Source organism: Hymenobacter sp. UYAg731, assembly GCF_054061335.1.
Window position 1 is genome coordinate 202,956 of sequence record NZ_JBSSEC010000005.1, and the last position, 18,847, is coordinate 221,802.

The 18,847-nt window shown below is 61.6% G+C and carries 15 protein-coding genes; 3 read left to right on the top strand and 12 right to left on the bottom strand.

Annotated elements, in window-relative coordinates; genetic code table 11:
- Positions 1 to 34: 34 nt before the first annotated feature.
- The 10 genes from murC to mraZ all read right to left on the bottom strand — a co-directional run bounded on the left by murC (position 35) and on the right by mraZ (position 13,330).
- Entirely contained in the window at positions 35 to 1,432 is a 1,398-nt protein-coding gene (gene murC / locus ACVWYF_RS16750; protein WP_457070075.1) for a UDP-N-acetylmuramate--L-alanine ligase, read from the bottom strand.
- A gap of 140 nt (positions 1,433 to 1,572) precedes the next feature.
- Positions 1,573 to 2,679, bottom strand: coding sequence for an undecaprenyldiphospho-muramoylpentapeptide beta-N-acetylglucosaminyltransferase (gene murG / locus ACVWYF_RS16755; RefSeq protein WP_457070077.1), 1,107 nt, complete (start codon positions 2,677 to 2,679; stop codon positions 1,573 to 1,575).
- A 212-nt stretch (positions 2,680 to 2,891) separates the two neighbouring features.
- On the bottom strand, positions 2,892 to 4,061 hold the full coding sequence (locus tag ACVWYF_RS16760) for an FtsW/RodA/SpoVE family cell cycle protein (protein WP_457070079.1): 1,170 nt from the start codon (positions 4,059 to 4,061) through the stop codon (positions 2,892 to 2,894).
- A gap of 30 nt (positions 4,062 to 4,091) precedes the next feature.
- Positions 4,092 to 5,471, bottom strand: coding sequence for a UDP-N-acetylmuramoyl-L-alanine--D-glutamate ligase (gene murD / locus ACVWYF_RS16765; RefSeq protein WP_457070081.1), 1,380 nt, complete (start codon positions 5,469 to 5,471; stop codon positions 4,092 to 4,094).
- 85 nt (positions 5,472 to 5,556) lie between these two features.
- The gene (mraY, locus tag ACVWYF_RS16770) at positions 5,557 to 6,777 is read right to left on the bottom strand and encodes a phospho-N-acetylmuramoyl-pentapeptide-transferase (RefSeq protein WP_457070083.1); all 1,221 of its coding nucleotides are present in this window, start codon (positions 6,775 to 6,777) and stop codon (positions 5,557 to 5,559) included.
- 145 nt (positions 6,778 to 6,922) lie between these two features.
- The gene (locus tag ACVWYF_RS16775) at positions 6,923 to 8,395 is read right to left on the bottom strand and encodes a UDP-N-acetylmuramoyl-L-alanyl-D-glutamate--2,6-diaminopimelate ligase (RefSeq protein ID WP_457070085.1); all 1,473 of its coding nucleotides are present in this window, start codon (positions 8,393 to 8,395) and stop codon (positions 6,923 to 6,925) included.
- A 146-nt stretch (positions 8,396 to 8,541) separates the two neighbouring features.
- Entirely contained in the window at positions 8,542 to 11,013 is a 2,472-nt protein-coding gene (locus ACVWYF_RS16780) for a penicillin-binding protein (RefSeq protein ID WP_457070087.1), read from the bottom strand.
- On the bottom strand, positions 11,010 to 11,921 hold the full coding sequence (locus ACVWYF_RS16785; protein ID WP_457070089.1) for an FtsL-like putative cell division protein: 912 nt from the start codon (positions 11,919 to 11,921) through the stop codon (positions 11,010 to 11,012). Before ACVWYF_RS16785 ends, ACVWYF_RS16780 begins: the two co-directional genes overlap by 4 nt.
- A gap of 9 nt (positions 11,922 to 11,930) precedes the next feature.
- Positions 11,931 to 12,854, bottom strand: a complete 924-nt coding sequence (rsmH, locus tag ACVWYF_RS16790; RefSeq protein WP_457070590.1) for a 16S rRNA (cytosine(1402)-N(4))-methyltransferase RsmH — start codon at positions 12,852 to 12,854, stop codon at positions 11,931 to 11,933.
- A 2-nt stretch (positions 12,855 to 12,856) separates the two neighbouring features.
- Positions 12,857 to 13,330, bottom strand: coding sequence for a division/cell wall cluster transcriptional repressor MraZ (mraZ, locus tag ACVWYF_RS16795; protein ID WP_457070091.1), 474 nt, complete (start codon positions 13,328 to 13,330; stop codon positions 12,857 to 12,859).
- A gap of 309 nt (positions 13,331 to 13,639) precedes the next feature.
- Here mraZ and ACVWYF_RS16800 point away from each other — a divergent pair, with 309 nt between their 5' ends.
- The 3 genes from ACVWYF_RS16800 to ACVWYF_RS16810 all read left to right on the top strand — a co-directional run bounded on the left by ACVWYF_RS16800 (position 13,640) and on the right by ACVWYF_RS16810 (position 17,025).
- On the top strand, positions 13,640 to 14,077 hold the full coding sequence (locus ACVWYF_RS16800; RefSeq protein ID WP_457070093.1) for a hypothetical protein: 438 nt from the start codon (positions 13,640 to 13,642) through the stop codon (positions 14,075 to 14,077).
- Between the two features lie 97 nt (positions 14,078 to 14,174).
- Positions 14,175 to 16,571 (top strand): TonB-dependent receptor, encoded by a 2,397-nt coding sequence (locus tag ACVWYF_RS16805; protein WP_457070095.1) that lies wholly within the window; start codon positions 14,175 to 14,177, stop codon positions 16,569 to 16,571.
- 73 nt (positions 16,572 to 16,644) lie between these two features.
- Positions 16,645 to 17,025 (top strand): heavy-metal-associated domain-containing protein, encoded by a 381-nt coding sequence (locus tag ACVWYF_RS16810; protein WP_457070097.1) that lies wholly within the window; start codon positions 16,645 to 16,647, stop codon positions 17,023 to 17,025.
- Positions 17,026 to 17,210: 185 nt separating this feature from the next.
- Here the strand turns inward: ACVWYF_RS16810 and ACVWYF_RS16815 are convergent, their stop codons facing one another.
- Positions 17,211 to 17,909 carry a fatty acid desaturase gene (locus ACVWYF_RS16815; protein WP_457070592.1) on the bottom strand — a complete coding sequence of 233 codons (699 nt, stop codon included), beginning with the start codon at positions 17,907 to 17,909 and terminating at the stop codon, positions 17,211 to 17,213.
- Positions 17,910 to 17,944: 35 nt separating this feature from the next.
- Positions 17,945 to 18,796, bottom strand: coding sequence for a 4-hydroxy-3-methylbut-2-enyl diphosphate reductase (locus ACVWYF_RS16820; RefSeq protein ID WP_457070099.1), 852 nt, complete (start codon positions 18,794 to 18,796; stop codon positions 17,945 to 17,947).
- Positions 18,797 to 18,847: the final 51 nt, after the last annotated feature.

Sequence of the window (18,847 nt, forward strand, 5' to 3'; positions counted from 1 at the left end):
ACAATGATTTTCATCTAAATCATCTACTATTCAATTACTTCCATCGTTCCGTTAATATCAATTTGAGTTGCGGAACCAGCGTGTCAATATCCCCCGCGCCGACTGTGGCCAGCACGTCGAAGGACGTGTCGGTTTGGGCGGCGGCCAAGGCCTGTTCTTTGGTCACGAGGCCTTTGGTGGGCGCGGTAATTTCGGCCAAGAGCATTTCCGCGTTTACGCCGGGTAGTGGCTTCTCGCGGGCGGGGTAAATATCCAACAAAAACACCTCATCTGCAATACTTAAGCTTTGGGAGAAGCCGGTGGCAAAGTCACGAGTACGCGTAAATAGATGAGGTTGAAAAATGACGCGCAGGCGCTTGGTTGGGTAGAGCGCCCGCACGGAACGCAGGAAGGCTTCGATTTCGCGTGGATGGTGGGCGTAATCGTCTAAATAAACGTTTTCGGGTGCGGTCACCACGAATTCAAAACGACGCTTTACGCCCCGGTAAGCGGCTACGGCGGCGTGCAGTTGCGCTTCGTTTAGCCCCTGCAACTGGGCCACAGCGGCGGCGGCCAGCATATTCTCCACGTTGTGAAAACCGGGCACCGCGAGTTCCAAGCCAGACACGGTGCCTTCGGTGCGGTGCAGGTCGAAATGGAAACGGTGGCCTTCGGCGGTGATGTTGGCAGCGTAGAGTTCGGGGCCTTGTTCCGGCGTGAGGCCGTAGCGGATGACACGGGTGCCGGGTGGCATGGCAGCGGCTACACTGGCGTCGGCGGTGTGGTTGAGGAGCAGCGTACCGCCGGGCTTGATTTGAGCCACGAACTGGCGGAACGACTCAATGAGGGCTGACTGGTCGCCGTAGATGTCGAGGTGGTCGGCATCGGTGCTCGTCACGATGGCCACGTCGGGGAACAGGGTCAGGAAGCTGCGGTCGTACTCGTCGGCTTCGACCACGATGGGCGCTTCGGAAGTGCCGGGCAGCAGCAAGTTGCTGCCCAGGTTCACCGAAATGCCGCCGAGAAAGGCCCCGGCGTCGAGGCCAGCGTGGTGCAGCAGGTGGGCCACCATGCTGCTGGTGGTGGTTTTGCCGTGAGTGCCGGCCACCGCGATGGTGTAGCGGCCATGCGTGAGCACACCCAGCACCTGGCTGCGCTTGCGGATGTCGTAGCCCTCGGCCCGCAGCCAAGCCCATTCCAAGCTGTCGGCCGGGATGGCGGGCGTGAGAACCACCAGCGTCTGGGCGCGGTTTTCGCGGATTTCGGCCGGGATGTTCGCCACCGCATCGGCATAGTGAATGGCGATGCCTTCGGAGGTGAGGGCGCGGGTGAGGGGCGTTTCGGTTTTGTCGTAGCCGCTCACCTGGTGGCCGTTGGCGCGGAACCAACGGGCCAGGGCCGACATGCCGATGCCACCGATGCCGAGGAAGAAAACGAAGGGAAACTGCTTCAAATTCGGGGAGTATTTAGGCACTTCTGACGGTCATGCAGCGCGCAGCGAAGCATCTTGCCCGCCGCCAGTAATCATTTACTATTGCGGTAAAGATGCTTCGCTGCGCTCTGCATGACTGTTTGGTTTGTTCGAACAATTATCTACGTCTTAATCAATTTCAACAACTCGTCCACAATCGTTACGGTCGCATCGGGGCGGGCCAGCTCGCGGACGCGGTTGCTTAGTTGCTGCTGACGCTCGGGGTCGCTTAGCAAGCGCAGTGCTTCGTCGTAGAGCCGCTCGGGGGCGTGCTCATCGGTGATGAGCACGGCGGCCCCTTTGCTGACCAGGGCCAGCGCGTTTTTAGTCTGGTGGTCTTCGGCCACGTTGGGCGAGGGCACCAGGATGCTGGCCTTACCGGTGAGGCAGAGCTCGGACACCGACAGCGCTCCGGCACGGCTGATGACGACATCGGCGGCGGCGTAGGCCAGGTCCATGCGCTGGATGAACTCCAGGGCGTGGAGGCCGGCAGCTTGGTCGGCCTGCTGGCGGGCTTCGGGGAAGTAGAGCTTGCCGGTTTGCCAGAGAAGCTGGATGCCGGCTTCGCGCAGGTGCGGCAGGGCGGCGGCGGTGGCTTGGTTGAGCGTGCGCGCGCCGAGGCTGCCGCCCACCACCAGTAGGGTCTGTTTATTGGGGTCGAGGCCGAAGAAATGCAGGGCTTCGGCACGGGTACCGAGGGTGATTTCGGTGCGAACGGGATTGCCGGTGAGTACGAGCTTATCGGCGGGGAAGAACTTCTCCATGCCATCATACGCCACGCAGATACGGCTCACCCGCTTGGCCAGCAGTTTATTGACGAGGCCGGCGTATGAGTTTTGCTCCTGAATAAGCGAGGGAATGGCCCGCGAGGTAGCGGCCAGCAGTACCGGGGCCGAGGCGTAGCCCCCCACTCCTACCACGGCATCGGGCCGGAATTCCTCAATCAGCTTGCCGGCCTTGCGCACCGAGCGGAACACGCGCACCGGAAACATGAGGTTCTGGGGCGTGAGGCGGCGTTGGAGGCCGGTGATGTCGAGGCCCACGATTTTGTAGCCGGCGTCGGGCACGCGGGTCATCTCCATGCGGCCGTTGGCCCCGACGAAAAGAATTTCGGCATTGGGCAGGCGGCGGCGCAGCTCGTTGGCAATGGCCACGGCCGGGAAAATGTGCCCGCCAGTACCGCCGCCGGAGATGATGAAACGAAGTGGCTCGGTCGTGTTTACGGCCATAAAATCTGATTCTTCAAGCTTCCACAGTTTCAAAGAGACTCCAAACATTTCCGACGCAAATTCCTTCGCATCTAATTCGGTATTTTGGAGATAATCAAATAGGGTAGCTCCGTTAAAGTAGACGTATAAGTAAGAGCCGATTTCTGGCAAATCATTTTCAATTTCAAACCGAAGGCCACCATACTCGGCGGCCAGCAGTTGCCGAGGTTTCATTAGTAGCTGACCGATACTTTCGGAATGCGGGCCGTATCCTCCGGCTCGCCGGTCATGGGGCGGATTTCGCGCTCGCCACGGCTTACGGCCAGGATAATGCCAATGCTGATGCCGGTGAAGATAAGCGAGGTGCCGCCCATGCTCAGCAGCGGTAGCGGCAGGCCGGTGATGGGGCCGAGGCCCACGGCCACGCCCATATTCACCAGCGCCTGCAATACCAGGCTGAAACTGAGGCCCGCCGAGAGCAGGCCACCAAATGCGCCGTAGCTGTTCATCACCGTTTTCAGCCCGCGATAAAGGAAGGCGAGGTAGAGGAACAGGATGACGAACCCGCCCAGCAAACCGTATTCTTCGATGATGACGGCGTAGATGAAGTCGGAATACGGGTGCGGCAGGATATTGCGCTCGGTGCTTTTGCCAGGGCCCTTGCCCACGATGCCGCCCGTGGCAATGGCGATGTAGCTGTGTTCGAGCTGGAAGGGCGTTTTCTTGGTCTTGTCGGTGAAGTTGGTGACGCGCGACACCACCGTGCCCAGGCGCTGGCCCGCCGCCAGGCCGGCCCCGCCCAGCACCACAAAAATACCCACCATCACGGCCATGTGCTTGAGGGGCACGCGGCCGATGAACATCAGCAGCATGCAAGTGGCGAACAGCAGCAGCGCCGTGGAAGCATTACTAAGGATGATGAGGCTGCAAATGGTGCCCACCCACAGCATCACCGGAAGCATGGTGGTTTTGAAATCGTCGAGGTGCTGCTGGCGGCGGCTAAGCATGCTGGCCAGGTGCGAAATCAGGGCCAGCTTGGCCAAGTCGGAGGGCTGGAAAGTCTGGTTAATCACCGGGATGGTCATCCAGCGCGACGCGCCGTTGGTTTCGCCGCCCATGAAAAACGTGAACAGCAGCAGCGGCACGCTCAGCAGCAGCGCGTAGAGCGACAGGCGCGAATAGTGCCGGTAGTCGATGCGGTGCGCCGCCCACATAAAGCCCAGCCCCAGGAAAATCAAACTACTGTGTTTAAAGAGGAAGGCTTCGGTGTTGCCGTTCATCTTCTTGTAGGCCAGCGTGCCGGTAGCCGAATACACCACGGCAATGCTGATGAAGGAGAACAATAGCACGATGGCCCACAGAATGGGGTCGCCCTTGAGGTTGCGTTGCAGCCAGTCTTTCATAATCGCTGATTTTAGAACTGATTTCTCGGATTATACTGATTCTGAAACGCCGCCCCCAAGCAGGGTATGCACCGCCGCTGCAAACTGCCGGCCACGGTCTTCATAGTTTTTGAACAGGTCGAAGCTGGCGCAGCAGGGCGAGAGCAGCACCACGTCGCCGGGAGCGGCGAGGGCGGCGGCGCGGGCCACGGCATCGGGCATGCTTTGGGTTTCCTCCACTTGCGGGATGATGGGGTCGAAGGTGGTGCGCAGCTTGGCGTTGTCCACGCCGAGGCAGATGAGGGCTTTCACGCGGTGCTCGGCCAGGCCCAGCAGGCTGCTGTAGTCGTTGCCCTTGTCGGTGCCGCCGGCAATCCAGATAATGGGCTGCTGAATGCCGTCGAGGGCGTACCAGGCGGCCTCCACGTTAGTGGCCTTGCTGTCGTTGATGTAGCGGGTGCCGTTGATTTCGCCCACCAGTTGCAGGCGGTGGTCGGCATTTTGAAAGGTACCCAGGGCAGTTTCAATCTGCGCGGTTTCGAGGCCGGCCACGCGGGCGGCGAGCACGGCGGCCAGCGTGTTCTGGCGGTTGTGCTGGCCGATGAGGGGCGAGTTGGCGGTGCTTATTTCCTCAGTCTTGCTGTAGTAGCCGGGCAGCATGTCGACGCACAGCAGGTCGGCGGTTTCGTAATACGCCGCCAGGTGAATATCGGGGCGGTGGTGCAGGCTGAACGGCATCTGGTGTACCGGCCGCAGCGCCGACTTGAAGTAGCGCTGAATGTTCTCATCATCCGCATTATAGATAAACGTGCCTTCGCTGTCCTGATTGCGAACGATGCGCAGCTTGGCCTGGGCATAGTGTTCGAGCGAGTAGTCGTAGCGGTCGAGGTGGTCGGGCGTAATATTGAGCAGAATGGCAACCCACGGCTGAAAGTCGTACGTGTCATCGAGCTGGAAGCTGCTCAATTCCACCACGTAGTAGTCGAATTTATCTTCGATAACCTGCTCGGCCAGCGAGTAGCCCACGTTGCCGGCCAGGCCCACGCGCAGGCCCGCGTCCTTTAAGAGGTGATAAATGAGCAGGGTGGTGGTGGTTTTGCCGTTGGTGCCGGTGATGCAGATGCACTTAGCGCGGGTGTAGCGGCCGGCCAGCTCGATTTCAGAAATAATCGGGATTTTCTGCTCGCGCAGGGCCTGGATGACCGGGGCTTTCTCGGGAATGCCGGGGCTTTTCACCACTTCATCGGCGGTCAGAATTTTGTCCAGAGAGTGCTGGTTCTGCTCGAATTCGATGCCTGCTTCGGTGAGTTGCTGCTGGTACCCGGGCTGAATGGGGCCGCGGTCCGACACGAAAACGGTGTGGCCTTTGGCCTGGGCCAGCAGGGCCGCGCCCACGCCGCTTTCGGCGGCTCCTAGAATGACGATGTGCATGTGAAGTAAGCTTTAGCTGGCACCGCAGGGCCGGGTAGGCATTTGAATTATTCCGCAACGGCAAGCTCAAGCTTACCGCACAAGGCTAGCGCAGCTTTAGCGTAACTAAAGTAATGACGGCCAGCATAATACCGACAATCCAAAAGCGCGATACGATTTTGGATTCGTGGTAACCGAGCTTCTGGTAGTGGTGGTGCAGCGGCGACATGCGCAGCAGGCGGCGGCCCTCGCCGTACTTGCGCTTGGTGTATTTAAACCAGCCCACTTGCACCACAACCGACAGGTTTTCAATGATAAACACGCCGCACAGAACCGGAATCAGCAGTTCCTTGCGTACCACCAGGGCCAGCACCGTAATGATGCCGCCCAGCGTGAGCGAGCCCGTGTCACCCATGAAAACCTGCGCCGGGTAGCTGTTATACCACAAAAAGCCGATGCACGCCCCCACAAACGCGGTACAGAAAATGACCAGCTCGCCCGAATCGGGAATGAACATGACATCCAGGTAATCAGCCAGTAGCACGTTGCCGCTCACGAAGGCGAAGATGGCCAGCGTGACGCCGATGATGGCCGAAGTGCCGGCCGCCAGCCCGTCGAGGCCGTCGGTGAGGTTGGCCCCGTTGCTAATGGCCGTAATCAGGAAGATGACGATGGGGATATAGAGGAAGCCGTAGAGGCCGTTGAAAAAAGTGCCCGCCGTGGCGAACAGGTCGCCGTAGTTCAGCTCGTTGTTCTTCATAAACGGCACCGTGGTAATCATCAAATGCACGTCTTTGAAGATTTTACTGGCATCGACGGCCGAATAGGTACCGTTGGGCAGCAGGTATTCGCGCACCGTGATTTCGTTGCTGTAGAACAGTACCCAGCCCACCGTAATGCCCAGTCCCACCTGACCCAGCACTTTAAAACGGCCGCTCAAGCCCTCCTTGTTCTTGCGGAACACCTTGATGTAGTCATCCAGAAAGCCAATCAGACCCAGCCACACCGTGCTCAAAATCATGAGGATGATGTAGATATTGCGCAAACGGGCCAGCAGCAGCACCGGCACCAGAATGGCCAGGATGATGATGAGGCCGCCCATCGTGGGGGTACCTTTCTTCTCGTTCTGGCCCTGCAAGCCCAGGTCACGGATGGTTTCGCCGGCTTGCTTGCGTTGCAGCACTTTGATGAGGCGGTGTCCGAAAATCTGGGCAATGAGCAGGGAAATCACTATCGCCAGCCCGGCGCGAAACGTGGTGTATTGAAACACGCCCGTGCCCGCCAGGTGGTAATGTTCGTGCAGGTAACGGAAGAGGTAATAAAGCATTCGGGTTTGGGGAAGCGTTTTTGGCGGGAAGCGGGCCGGTCCGACCGCCCTAGGCGGTCCGACCGGTTATTGGGCGAACGATGGCAGGGCGTTCTTACGTCAACCGGTCGGACCGCCTAGGGCGGTCGGACCGGTGGGCGGCGCGTTACTTGTTCAATTCAGCAAAAATTTCGGCAAGGATTAGCTTGTCGTCGAAGGGCGCTTTCACGCCGCGAATTTCCTGATAATTCTCGTGGCCCTTGCCGGCCACCAGCACAATGTCGTGCGGGCCGGCCAGCCGAACGGCCGCTTCGATTGCGGCGCGGCGGTCGGGCACGGTCTGCACTTTAGCCGAGTCGGGGGCCGTCACGCCGGCTTCCATCTGGGCCAGGATTTCGGCGGGGTCCTCGAAGCGGGGATTGTCGGACGTGAGAATGACCTGGTTGGAAAGCCGGGCGGCCAGGTTGGCCATGATGGGGCGCTTGGCCGCGTCGCGGTTGCCGCCGCAGCCCACCACCGTGATGATGCGCTGGCTGGGCTGGCGGATTTCGTGCAGCGTTTGCAGCACGTTCTCTAGCGCGTCGGGCGTGTGGGCGTAGTCGATGATGCCCGTAATGCTTTGCTGGCCCGACACCACCGGCTCGAAGCGGCCGGGCGCGGTGGTCAGGCCCGAGAGGATGGTCAGGACTTCGGTAGGGTCCTCGCCCAGCAGCACGGCCGCGCCGTACACGGCCAGCAGGTTGTAGGCGTTGAACACGCCGATGAGGCGGAAGAGGATTTCGCGGCCGTCGATTTCGAGGTGCAGGCCGTGGACTTCGTTCGCCACCAGCTTGGCGCGAAAGTCGGCGGCGCCGCGCAGTGAGTAGGTGGCGCGGCGGGCGGCGGTGTTTTGCAGCATCACCGGGCCGCGCTTGTCGTCGGCGTTGGTGAGGGCGAAGGCGGTTTTGGGCAGTGCGTCGAAGAAAGCCTTTTTGGCTTTCAGGTAGTTGTCGAAGGTGCCGTGGTAGTCGAGGTGGTCGTGGGTGAGGTTGGTGAACATGCCGCCCGCGAAGCGCAGGCCCGTGATGCGGTGCTGGGCCACGGCGTGGCTGCTTACTTCCATGCAGGCGTGGGTGCAGCCGGCCCCTACCATGCGGGCCAGCAGCGCATTCAGCCGGATGGCGTCGGGCGTGGTGTGGGTACTCGGGATGACTTCCTCGTCAATCTGGTTCTGCACCGTGCTGAGCAGGCCGGCGTGGTAGCCCAGCTCGCGCAGCAGCTTGTGCAGCAGCGTGGCGCAGGTGGTTTTGCCGTTGGTCCCCGTCACGCCCACCAACGTGAGCTGGCGCGAGGGATGCCCGTGAAACGCCGCCGCCACATGGCCCAATGCCTCGGCCGAGTCGGCCACCAGCACGTAGGCCGTGGCGGGGTTCAGCACGGCCGGCAACTCTTCGCAGATAACGGCAGCCAAACCCTTCTCCACCGCTCCTTCGATGAACTTGTGGCCATCGGTGGCGGTGCCGCGCAGGGCGCAGAAGGCCACGCCCGGCCCGGCTTCCCGCGAGTCGAGGGTGAGGCCGGTGATGGGCACGTCGGTGGGACCGTGCTGAGCAAGCACGTTCACGTCGGTGAGTAGGGAAAAAAGCGGCAGGGAAATCATGAGTTTTCGTTGGGCCGGTCCGACCGCTCTAGGCGGTCCGACCGGTTGTCGGCAATACAATGATGGCTGGGCAAGGCCCGGGCTGATTACGTTCGATTAAAAACCGGTCGGACTGCCTAGGGCGGTCGGACCGGCGGGCGATTAAATTAGGCGCGGCGCACAGCGGGCTTAGCTGGCACGGGCTTTTTAGCGTTTTTGCCCGAAGTGGGTTGGCGGGTAGCTTCTTTTGATTTATCAGCAGCTTTAGCGGCACCAGTTGCCGCAGATTTAGCAGCTGATGACGTAGTGACGGGCTTCGCGTTTGGCTTGCTGGCTTTGGCGTTCGGCTTCACGCCGGCCGAGCGTTCGGCTACCGCAGCCTGCACATGGGCCTTTTCGCCATCGGCGAAAGACTTGCGGGCTTTGGCGGGCTCCATATCCACCGGCACCAGCAGCTTGTTTTCGGCGAGGTCGGTGTGCTCGGGCTCGGGTAGGGCCGTGGGCGCGGCAATGCGCGGGCCGGATTCTTCGAGGGTCAGCGTAATCAGGTCGCCGCGCTTGATGGGCGAGCCTGGGGCCAGCGACTGCTCGCGCACCCGGCCCGAACCCACGGCCCGCACGTGCAGGCCCCGGTTTTCGAGCAGGAACAGCGCGTCGCGCAGGCTCAGGCCCCGGGCCTGTGGCACCCGGCCAGGGCGCACGGGGTTCACCACCAGCGCCACGGTGCGGGCGTGGAAAGCGGTGTCGGACGCGCCGCGCACCCATTCCTCGCCGCCGGTGGCCTGGGTGTTGCCCACCAGGCCCAGCTTCTGGCACACGAGGGCCAGCTCGTCGTTCATGCCGGCGCGCACCAGCGGAACGTGGCTCTTGTTCAGGCGGGCTTTGGCCAGCAGCGGGCGCTGGCTCAGCAGGTCGCGGGCCATGCATTTGTCGGCCACTTCGCGGAACACCGGCGCGGCCACATCCGCTCCGTAGATGCGGCCGTTGCGAGGCGAGTCCACCACCACGATGCAGCTGTACTTCGGCTTATCGGCCGGGAAATAGCCCACGAAGCTGGTCGAATACGTTTTGGTGTACTGGCCGTTTTTGAATTTCCAGGCCGTGCCGGTTTTGCCGGCAATGCTGTAGTCCTTGGGCCGGATGCTGCGGGCTGTGCCGGCCGTCACCACCCCTTCCATCATCGACTTCACCTTAATCAGTGTGGCGTCGGAACAGATTTTGGGGTTCAGCACCTTCACTTCGTTGTGCAGCAGCACCTGGTCGGCCTGCTTGATTTCGCGCACAATCATGGGCTGCACCTTCACGCCGCCGTTGGCCACGGCGTTGTAGAGCGCCAGCGTTTGCAGCGGAGCCAGCTTCAGTTCGTAGCCAATGCTCATGGTGGTGAGCGAGGTACGGCTCCAGCTGCGGTCCCGGGGGTCCTTCACGTAAGGCAGCGCCTCGCCCGTCATCTGGAATCCCAGCGGCTTATCGAGGCCAAATTTCTTGAGGTAATCGGTGTATTCGGTCGGATTGCGGGAGAAGTATTTATCGACTAGCTTGGCCACGCCGATGTTGCTCGACTTCTCAAACACCTGCTGCACCGTGATGCGGCCATAGCCGTGCGAATCCGATTTCACGGCTCCGCCCACGTACATGCGGCCGTTGCCGGTGTCCACCATGTCGTCGAGGGTCAGCTCCGGGTGCGCCTCAAACAGCGCCATCATCGAGGCCAGTTTGAACGTGGAGCCCGGCTCGGTGCGGCCCTGGTCGGCAAAGGCGTAGTTGTAGTCCTCCTTATACGTGTCGTCCGAAGCCTTACCCAGGTTGGCCACAGCCTTGATTTCGCCGGTCGCTACTTCCATCAGAATTACGCAGCCGTACTGGGCGTTGTTATCCACCAGCGACTTGTAGAGGGCATTTTCGGCCACGTCCTGCAGGTTGATATCGAGCGTGGTTTTCACGTCGTAGCCCGCCAGGGGCTTGATTTCGGTGCCGTCGTAAACGGGCTTGATGCCACCGGGTACGCGCTCAAACAGCGCCTCGCCCGATTTCCCGGCCAGGCTTTGCTCAAAGGTGTACTCCAGGCCCGCGCCGTGCTTGTCCTCGTTCACGAAGCCGATGGTGCGCTGCGCCAGCCCACCAAAGGGCCGGAAACGCTTGTCCACTTTCTCAAAAATGGCCCCGCCCCGGTTCCGCCGCTCGCGGAACACCGGCCAGGTCGCCATCAGCTTCTTCTCTTGAAAATTGATTTGCCGCGAGTTGAGCCGGATGTAACGCTGCTTGGCCGAGTGCGCGTTCACCAGCCGGCGGCGGTACTCCTGCACGCTGCGGTCGCCAAAAAAGTGCGACAAATGCCAGGCCAGCGAGTCAATCCCGGACTTAAACACGCCATCCTCCACCACGCCGGGGTCCCAAGCCACCCGGTAAAAAGGCAGCGAAGTGGCCATAATACTCTCATTATCAGAGTAAATGTTGCCCCGCGTGGCCGGCACCGACTGATAACTGATGCGCCGCTCCTGCTCCAGCGCGCGCCATTTGGCTCCCTCCTGAAACTGAATCTTGGTCGCCTTCCAGAAAATGGCGCTCGAAAACACCGCTACACCCAGAAAAGCCAGCCGCACCCGCGTAACTATCGATTTCTTAACGCTGCCTTTCATCGGGAATGAGCTTTAACGGCCTGCTTATCTACCGATTGTTTCTTGTGCGCAGTTGTACCTTTTTGTGCTTTATTCTTGCTGTCGGGCTTAGCCGATTTGCTATTTGATTTGCGTTTAGCCGCAGTAGCCTTTGCGGCCCGAGGCGCAGCAGCAGCCCGGTGCGAAGCCTGCGGCGCGGGGGCAACCGGCACCGAATCACCTTCCAGCGCCTGGGGCGGAGCAATAATTTCGGGGCCGCTGTCCACGTCGCTGCCATCGGCCGGGTGCTTGCGGCCGGCCAGTTGGTCGGCGCGCAGGGCGGCGGTCGAGTCGCGGTCGGCGCGGGCAGCCAGCGTGTCGGCCGTTAGCACGGGCATCAGTTCCAACTCGGCGGCATCGAGGTGGCCAGCGGGCACGGTGATGCGGAAGGGCGGCGAGGAGCTTTCGACCAGGCCGATGGCCGCTACTTTGCGGGCCACCTCGCTCTGCTTGCTGGCCTCCATGTAGTCCGATTTCAGGGTGGTGTAATCGGCCCGCAGGTCTTCGGTTTCCTGCTTGAGGCGCTGGATATTGCGGTTCATGCGGTTGCCGTAGTGCGTGTTGCCGATGTAGAGCAGTACCAGCAGCATTGTGAACAGCAGGTGCGGCAGGAAGCGTACCGGCAGCCCCTCGCGGAACAGCCCGTCCACGCTCGTGGCGCGGTCAAGCAGCGAAAACAGGCTCCACGAACTGCGCGGGGCCGTTTCGGGCGCGGGCTCACGACGCACTTTCTCGCGCCTGGGTCGCGGGGCTGGGGCTGGTTCCGGCTCGGGAGCCACGTCCTCGACCACGGGAGGCGCGGGAGCATCCTCCGGCTCGGGCGCGGCAACCGGACGCGGCACATTGGCGCGGCGCGGGGCATCGGTGGGACGGAGCGTGTTGGCGGCCATCGGCAGGGGCTAGTTTCTGATTGCAACCCGCAATTTAGCACTTCGGGCGCGGCTGTTCAGCGCGACTTCGGCCGGGTCGGCTTCTTCGGGCTTGCGGTTTACGGCCTCAAAGGGCTTGCTTTCATTGCCGAAGAAGTCTTTTTCGACCGTACCGAAAAATTTGCCCTTGCCAATGAAGTTTTTCACCAGCCGGTCTTCCAGCGAATGGTAACTCATCACCACCAGCCGGCCGCCGGGGCGTAGCACGTCGGCCGTTTGCAGCAGCATCTCCTGCAAGGCCTGCATTTCCTGATTCACCTCGATGCGCAGGGCCTGGAAAACCTGCGCCAGGTACTTATTTTCCTTGCCGCGCGGCGTGCAGGGCTGAATGGCCTGCTTGAGCTCGGCAATGGTTTCGAGGCGGCGGCCGCGCCGGGCCGCGCCCACGGTGGCGGCCAGCGTGCGGGCGTTGGTCACCTCGCCGTACATCCCGAAAATGCGGTGCAGGTCGGCTTCCTTATAATCATTGAGGATATCAGCGGCCGTTAGCGGGCCATCGGGGTCCATGCGCATATCCAGCGGGCCATCGAAGCGGGTTGAGAAGCCGCGCTCGGGCGTGTCGAACTGGTGTGAGCTCACGCCGAGGTCGGCCAGCAGCGCATCCACGGGCAGCGCGCCAAGTTGCTGTAATTCAGCAAATAAATCCCGGAAATTGGCCTTTACAAACGTAAACTGCAGGCAGGCCAGCTTGGCGGCTTCGACCTCCGCGTCGGCATCCTGGTCGAAGCTGTAGAGGTGGCCGGTGGTCAGCTTTTCGAGGATGCGGGCCGAGTGGCCGCCCCCGCCGAAGGTCACGTCGACGTAGCGGCCACCGGGCTGTAAGTCCATGGCGGCCAGGCACTGGGCCAGCATTACGGGGCGGTGGTAGGCCTGGTCGTTATCGTATTCGGTCATGCTCATGCGGCCGGGCCGGCGAGCGGCGGGGTTTCAACGGATAAGAATTTCTGGGCCAGCTTGCTAAAGCTCTGCTGGTCTTTGATGAGGAACTCGTCGTAGCGGGCCGGGTCCCAGATTTCGCAGCGGTTACCGAGGCCAACGATGATAGCCTCCTTCTCGATACCAGCGTAGCGCAACATACTGCGCGGCAGCATGAAACGATTAATACTATCAAGTTCTACCTCCGTCATGCCCCGAAAAAAGTTGCGCTGAAACTGGCGGTACTCTTCGTTGAACTCGTCCAGCGCCATCACCTTCTCGTGGATGACGCGCCAGGCAGCCCGGGGGTAGAGCACCAGGCAGGGCTCGAAGCCCCGCACCAGCACCAGCTGGTTGCCCGACTGCTCGGGCAGGTTGCCCTTCACCTTGGCCGGCAACACCAGCCGCCCCTTGGGGTCGAGCTTGCATTCGTATTCGCCGGAGAGCAGGTTCATGGGCATAAACCGCTGGGTGGGAAAGCGGCGGCATTAGCAAATGTACGGGAACCCTACGGAAAACCAACCACGATTTACCATTTCCTACCACAAATACAAAACGGTCTCTGGAGTGTTTAAATGCAGTTTTTGAACGCCTGGCGTGCATTTAGTCTTTTGGTGAATCTGGGTACTCAGGGTGTTTGCCAGAATGTCAGGGTAATGATGGGCAGGCAGCACAGCAGCTCCGGCTGCTCCGGCTGATGCAATTCCCCGAACCGGATTCCGTACGCCGGACAACGTGTGCCGGGCCGTACCTTTACGGCAGCTATGCGTCCTCATTCCCTATCCCATCGCCTCGTTAGTGTGCTGCTGGCTGTGCTGGTGCTCATCACCTCGGTGGGCCTCACGGTGCAGCGCCTGACCTGCCGCATGAGCGGGCAGAGCACGGTGGCCGTGTCGGTAGCCGGCCGGGCCGAGCTGCGCGGCTGCCTGGGCGAGCTGGCCCCGACCAAAGCCCGGGACGGCTGCTGCGATTTCAGCAAGCACGAGCACAAGCTGAGCAGCCCGGCGCACGAGCTGGCGGCCAAAGTTCTGGTGCCGGTTCCGGCGCTGTTGCTGGCAGCGCCAGCGTTGGGCTGGCCGGTGGCACCGGGTGCCGGGGGAGCGTTGGCCGGGGCTGGCCCGCGCTGGTTTGCGGCCGATGCCTCGCCCCCTCCCCTCGGTGGCCGGGCGCTGCTGGCCTTCGCCTGCACCCTCGAAGTATAGGTTTTTCTGACCATCGCGGACGCTGCCCAAGGGCGGCCAATGCCGTCGCGGCAGCTTGCGGCAGCAATTCATCAGAAACGCCTAACTTTCAGATATAATGAAACCTATCAGCGGGTTTATCCCGCATTTTCTAATTCCGGTGCTGTTCTCGGCGTTGTTGCCGGCCGGGCGGGCGGCGGCGCAATCATCGGCCATCGCGCCGGTGCGCGGCGAGGTGACGGAGGCCGGCAAAGCCACGCCCCTACCCGGCGCGGTGCTGCGCTGGCTCTACGATGCGGCCGATGCCGGCGCACCGATTATTACGGCTACTTCGGATGCGGCCGGGCGCTTCACGCTGGTGCGGCCGGCGCGAGCTGCTTCGCGGCTGGTGGTGCAGGCGCTGGGCTACCGGCCCGATACGGTGGCCGTGCCCGTGGGCGGCGCGCCCTACCTGCGGGTGGCCCTGCGCGCCGGGGCCGAGCTGGGCGAAGTGGTGGTAACCGACCGCGCCCCGGCCTACTCCTCCCTCACGCCGGCCAACGTGCAGATGATTTCGGGCCGCGACCTCACCAAATCGGCCTGCTGCAACCTGGCCGAGAGCTTCGAAACCAATGCCTCGGTGGAAGTCACGACTTCGGACGCGGTATCCGGCGCGAAGCAGATTCAGTTGCTCGGGCTCGATGGCAGCTACTCGCTGCTGACCGTGGACAACCAGCCGGCCCTGCGCGGGCTGGCCGCGCCTTACCGCCTGGGCTATCTGGCCGGGCCGTGGATTGAGAACATCGAAATCATCAAGGGCACGGGCTCGGTGGTGAATGGCTACGAGGCGATTTCGGGGCAGGTGAACGTGAAGCTGAAGGAGCCGGAGAAGACGGACCAACTGCTGTTCAACGCCTACGCCAACGACCTCGGCAAATTCGACGTCAACCTGAACGCCTCGGCCCGCATCAACCCGAAGTGGAGCACGGTGCTGCTGCTGCACTCCGACTACCTCGGCAACCGCGTGGACCGCAACAAGGACGGCTTCCTGGACCTGCCGCTGGCCACGCAGTTCAACGCCTTCAATAAGTGGAAGTATATCTCGGGCCACGGCATTGTGAGCGAGGTGGGCCTGGGTGCGCTACGCGAAACCCGGCAGGGCGGCCAGCTAGGTTTCCGCGACACCGGCGCGGCGGCCTTCGCCCAGAACTACGGCACCACGCAGGCCACCACCCGCTACACCGGCTACGCCAAAACCTCCTACACCTGGCCCACGCGCCCCTTCCAGAGCCTGGGCCTGCTGCTGACGGGCACTACCCACGACTTTACCTCGCGCTACTCCTACGGCTACCAGACCTACCACACCGACCACGACCCGAGCATCCCGCCATACTTCGTCGACAACCACGCCCTGCGCACCTACGATGGCAGCCAGCGCACGGGTAATGCCACCCTCTTGTTTCAGAGTGCGTTAGGCAACACGGCGCACGTATATCGCACGGGCCTAAGCTTTTTGTATGACGAGTACGATGAGCGTCTGAGCGACGGCCGCACCTATGTAACCGAAACGCCGGCCGGCCGCGAGGCCCGCGAGCACCGTACCCGCCGCGAGCTGGTGCCCGGCGCTTTTGCCGAGTATACCTATCAGAACAGCCGCAACCTGACCGTGGTGGCGGGCCTGCGCACCGACTACCACAACCTCTACGGCTGGCAGCTAACACCCCGCCTGAACGTGAAGTATGACGTGCTGAAAAATACCGTGTGGCGCGCCGCCGCCGGCAGCGGCTTTCGCGTGGCCAACCCCATTGCCGACAATGCCGCCATGCTGGCCAGCGCCCGCGAGTTCGTCATCGGCCCCAACCTGCGCCCCGAAAAAGCCTGGAACATGGGCAGTAGCGTCACCCAGTATTTCACGGCGCTGGGCCATCCGGCCACCCTCATCCTCGACTACTACCACACTGAATTCGTGAACCAAGTGGTGGCCGATATGTACACCGCTCCCAGCATCATTGTCATCGATAATCTCCCGCCGGGCGGCCGCTCCTTCGCACGCAGCCTGCAAGCAGAGCTTCAGGTGGAGCCGGTGAAGGGGCTGCAGGTGAAAGGAGCATACAAGTACCTTGACGTGCGAACCACCTACGACAACCTGCTGCTGCCCAAGCCCCTCACGCCCGCGCACCGCGCCTTCCTGAACCTGGGCTACGCCAGCGCCTTCGATAAATGGCGGGCCGATTTCACGGTGCAGTGGTTTGGCGAAAGGGCGCTGGCCCACATCAGCAGTACGCACGCCCACGGCACCGGCCAGGAATACTCGCCCGAAAATGCCCCCCGCTATGCCCTGCTCAATACCCAGCTCACCCGCGCCTTCAAGCGCCTGGAGGTGTACGTAGGTGTGGAGAACCTCACTAACTACCGCCAGCCCAACCCCATCGAAGGCGCGGCCAACCCCTTCGGGCCCACGTTTGATGCGGCCATGGTGTGGGGACCGGTATACGGCCGCCTGACCTACGCCGGCCTGCGCTACCGCATTGAGTAGTGCTCACCGCACAATCAATTTTTCCGGCAGCAATTTTGTTACGCTGTTGTCATCCGCTTTCAACTTACTGGTTATGAAATTCCTCCTCCCACTTTCGCTTTCCCTGCTCCCGCTGTTCAGCAGCTCCCCCGCCGCCCAGGCCCAGACGGCCCCGGCTGCCGTGCAGGCCGCCACCAATGGTACGGCCACGGCCCAGTTCAAAACCTCGGCCGTGTGCGACATGTGCAAAGCCCGCATCGAAAAAAGCCTGGCCTATGAGAAAGGCGTGCAAAGCGCCGTACTCGACGTACCCACCAAAGTCCTCACCGTAACCTACAAGGCCGACAAAACCACCCCTGCCGCCCTGCGCACCGCCGTGCAAAAAACCGGCTACGACGCCGACGAGCTCACCGCCGATGCCCGCGCCTATAACCGCCTGCCCGACTGCTGCAAGAAGACCAACGCGGTCCACTAAGGCCCACCGATTGAACGGGTTTTAGCGGATTGAACGGATTTTTTGTGGTTCCGCTTCTGCCGCCATTTTACTTCTGCTTGGTTCTGACTTAAATCGAAAAAGGCCGCCCAATTAGGCGGCCTTTTCCTTTCGTAACACCCAGTATGATGATTGAACCATAAAAAATCCGTTCAATCGGTGGTCCGCTATTTCGCCCGCCACAGCCGCCACCACGGCAAATACGGTTGGTCGTGGTGTTCATAGTGATACCCAAAGAAATAGCAGCTCACAAACGCCCACAGGTGATGCCGGAACTGGCTGCGCGACTTGTGTTGATTGTCAGCCGCGTGTTCGCCCCGGTGCGGCAGGTAGGTACCGAAAAAGAACAGCTGCAAGGTCGCCAGCACCGCCGGTATCATCCAGAAGGCAATGACGTTGGCCTGCGGAAAGAACAGCTTGAGCAAGTTGTAGGTCGCGGCCATCAGCAGCACCTGCCACCAGGTCACGTAGTTCCAGGCGAAGCGTACGAACCAAGGCAGGAAGCCCGGGTGACGGCCGTCGTGGAAATCGGGGTCATCCTGGGTGCCGACGTGGCGGTGGTGGGCGTGATGCTTGGGCAACTGCCCAGGGAACCAGTTGTAGGCAAAAAGGCCGGCAGCCAGCGTACCCAGTGCGTTATTAAGGCGCTTGTTGGGGCTCACCACGCCGTGCATGGCATCGTGCGCGGTGATGAACAGGCCGGTATAGAGGTGGGTTTGCAGCAGGGCCAGCAGGTAGGGCGCGGGCGAATGCCAGTCGGGCTGGTACCGCGCCAGCAGGAAGCCCAGCAACACCGCCCACAGCACCACAATCAGCCCGCCGATGGCCACGCCGGTAGTGCCGACGGGCGCAGGCGCAACGCGCATGGCGGGGATGGCTGCGGTGGAATTCACGCCAAAATTTATAGTGACAACAGCCGGTCGCGCACCTGCTCCATCAGCCACAGCGGCGTGCTGGTGGCCCCGCATATACCCACCGACTGCCCCGGCCGGAACCAGGCCCCGTCAATTTCGGCCACGTTGGAGATGAAGTGCGTGAGCGGGTTGGTTTCCTTGCACACTTGGTAGAGCACCTTGCCGTTGGAGCTTTTGGTGCCGGACACGAACACAATCTGGTCGTACTGGGCGGCGAAACGGCGCAGGTCCTTGTCGCGGTTGCTCACCTGCCGGCAGATGGTGTCGTTGGCATTCACCTGGTATCCCCGCGTTTCCAGCTGGTTTTTAATATTATAGAAGCTGTTGGTGCTTTTGGTGGTCTGGCTGTAAAGGGTGATGTTCGCGGGCAATTCGTGGCTTAGTAGCTCATCGAAGCTTTCGAACACCACGGCATCGCCGCTAGTCTGGCCCAGCAGGCCCAGCACTTCGGCGTGGCCATGCTTGCCGTAGATAAATATTTTTTCCTTTTTATCGTAGCTGGTTTTGATGCGGTTTTGCAGCTTGAGCACCACCGGGCAGCTCGCGTCAATCAGGGTCAGGTTGTTTTCCAAAGCCATTTGGTAGGTGGCCGGGGGCTCACCGTGGGCGCGGATTAGAACGGCCTCGTCGCGCAGCTCAGCCAGCCGCTCGTGGCAGATGATGCGCAGGCCCCGGGCTTCGAGGCGCTGCACTTCCTCATCGTTATGCACAATATCGCCCAGGCAATACAGGTAGCCCTGCTCATCGAGCAGGTCTTCAGCCATTTGAATGGCGTAAATCACACCAAAGCAAAAGCCGGAGTTAGGGTCAATTCGGACGCTGAGCGACAGGTTCGGCATAGGACCTCGGTAACCAGTAACCCGCCCGCAAGGTTGCGAAAAAAAAGCCGG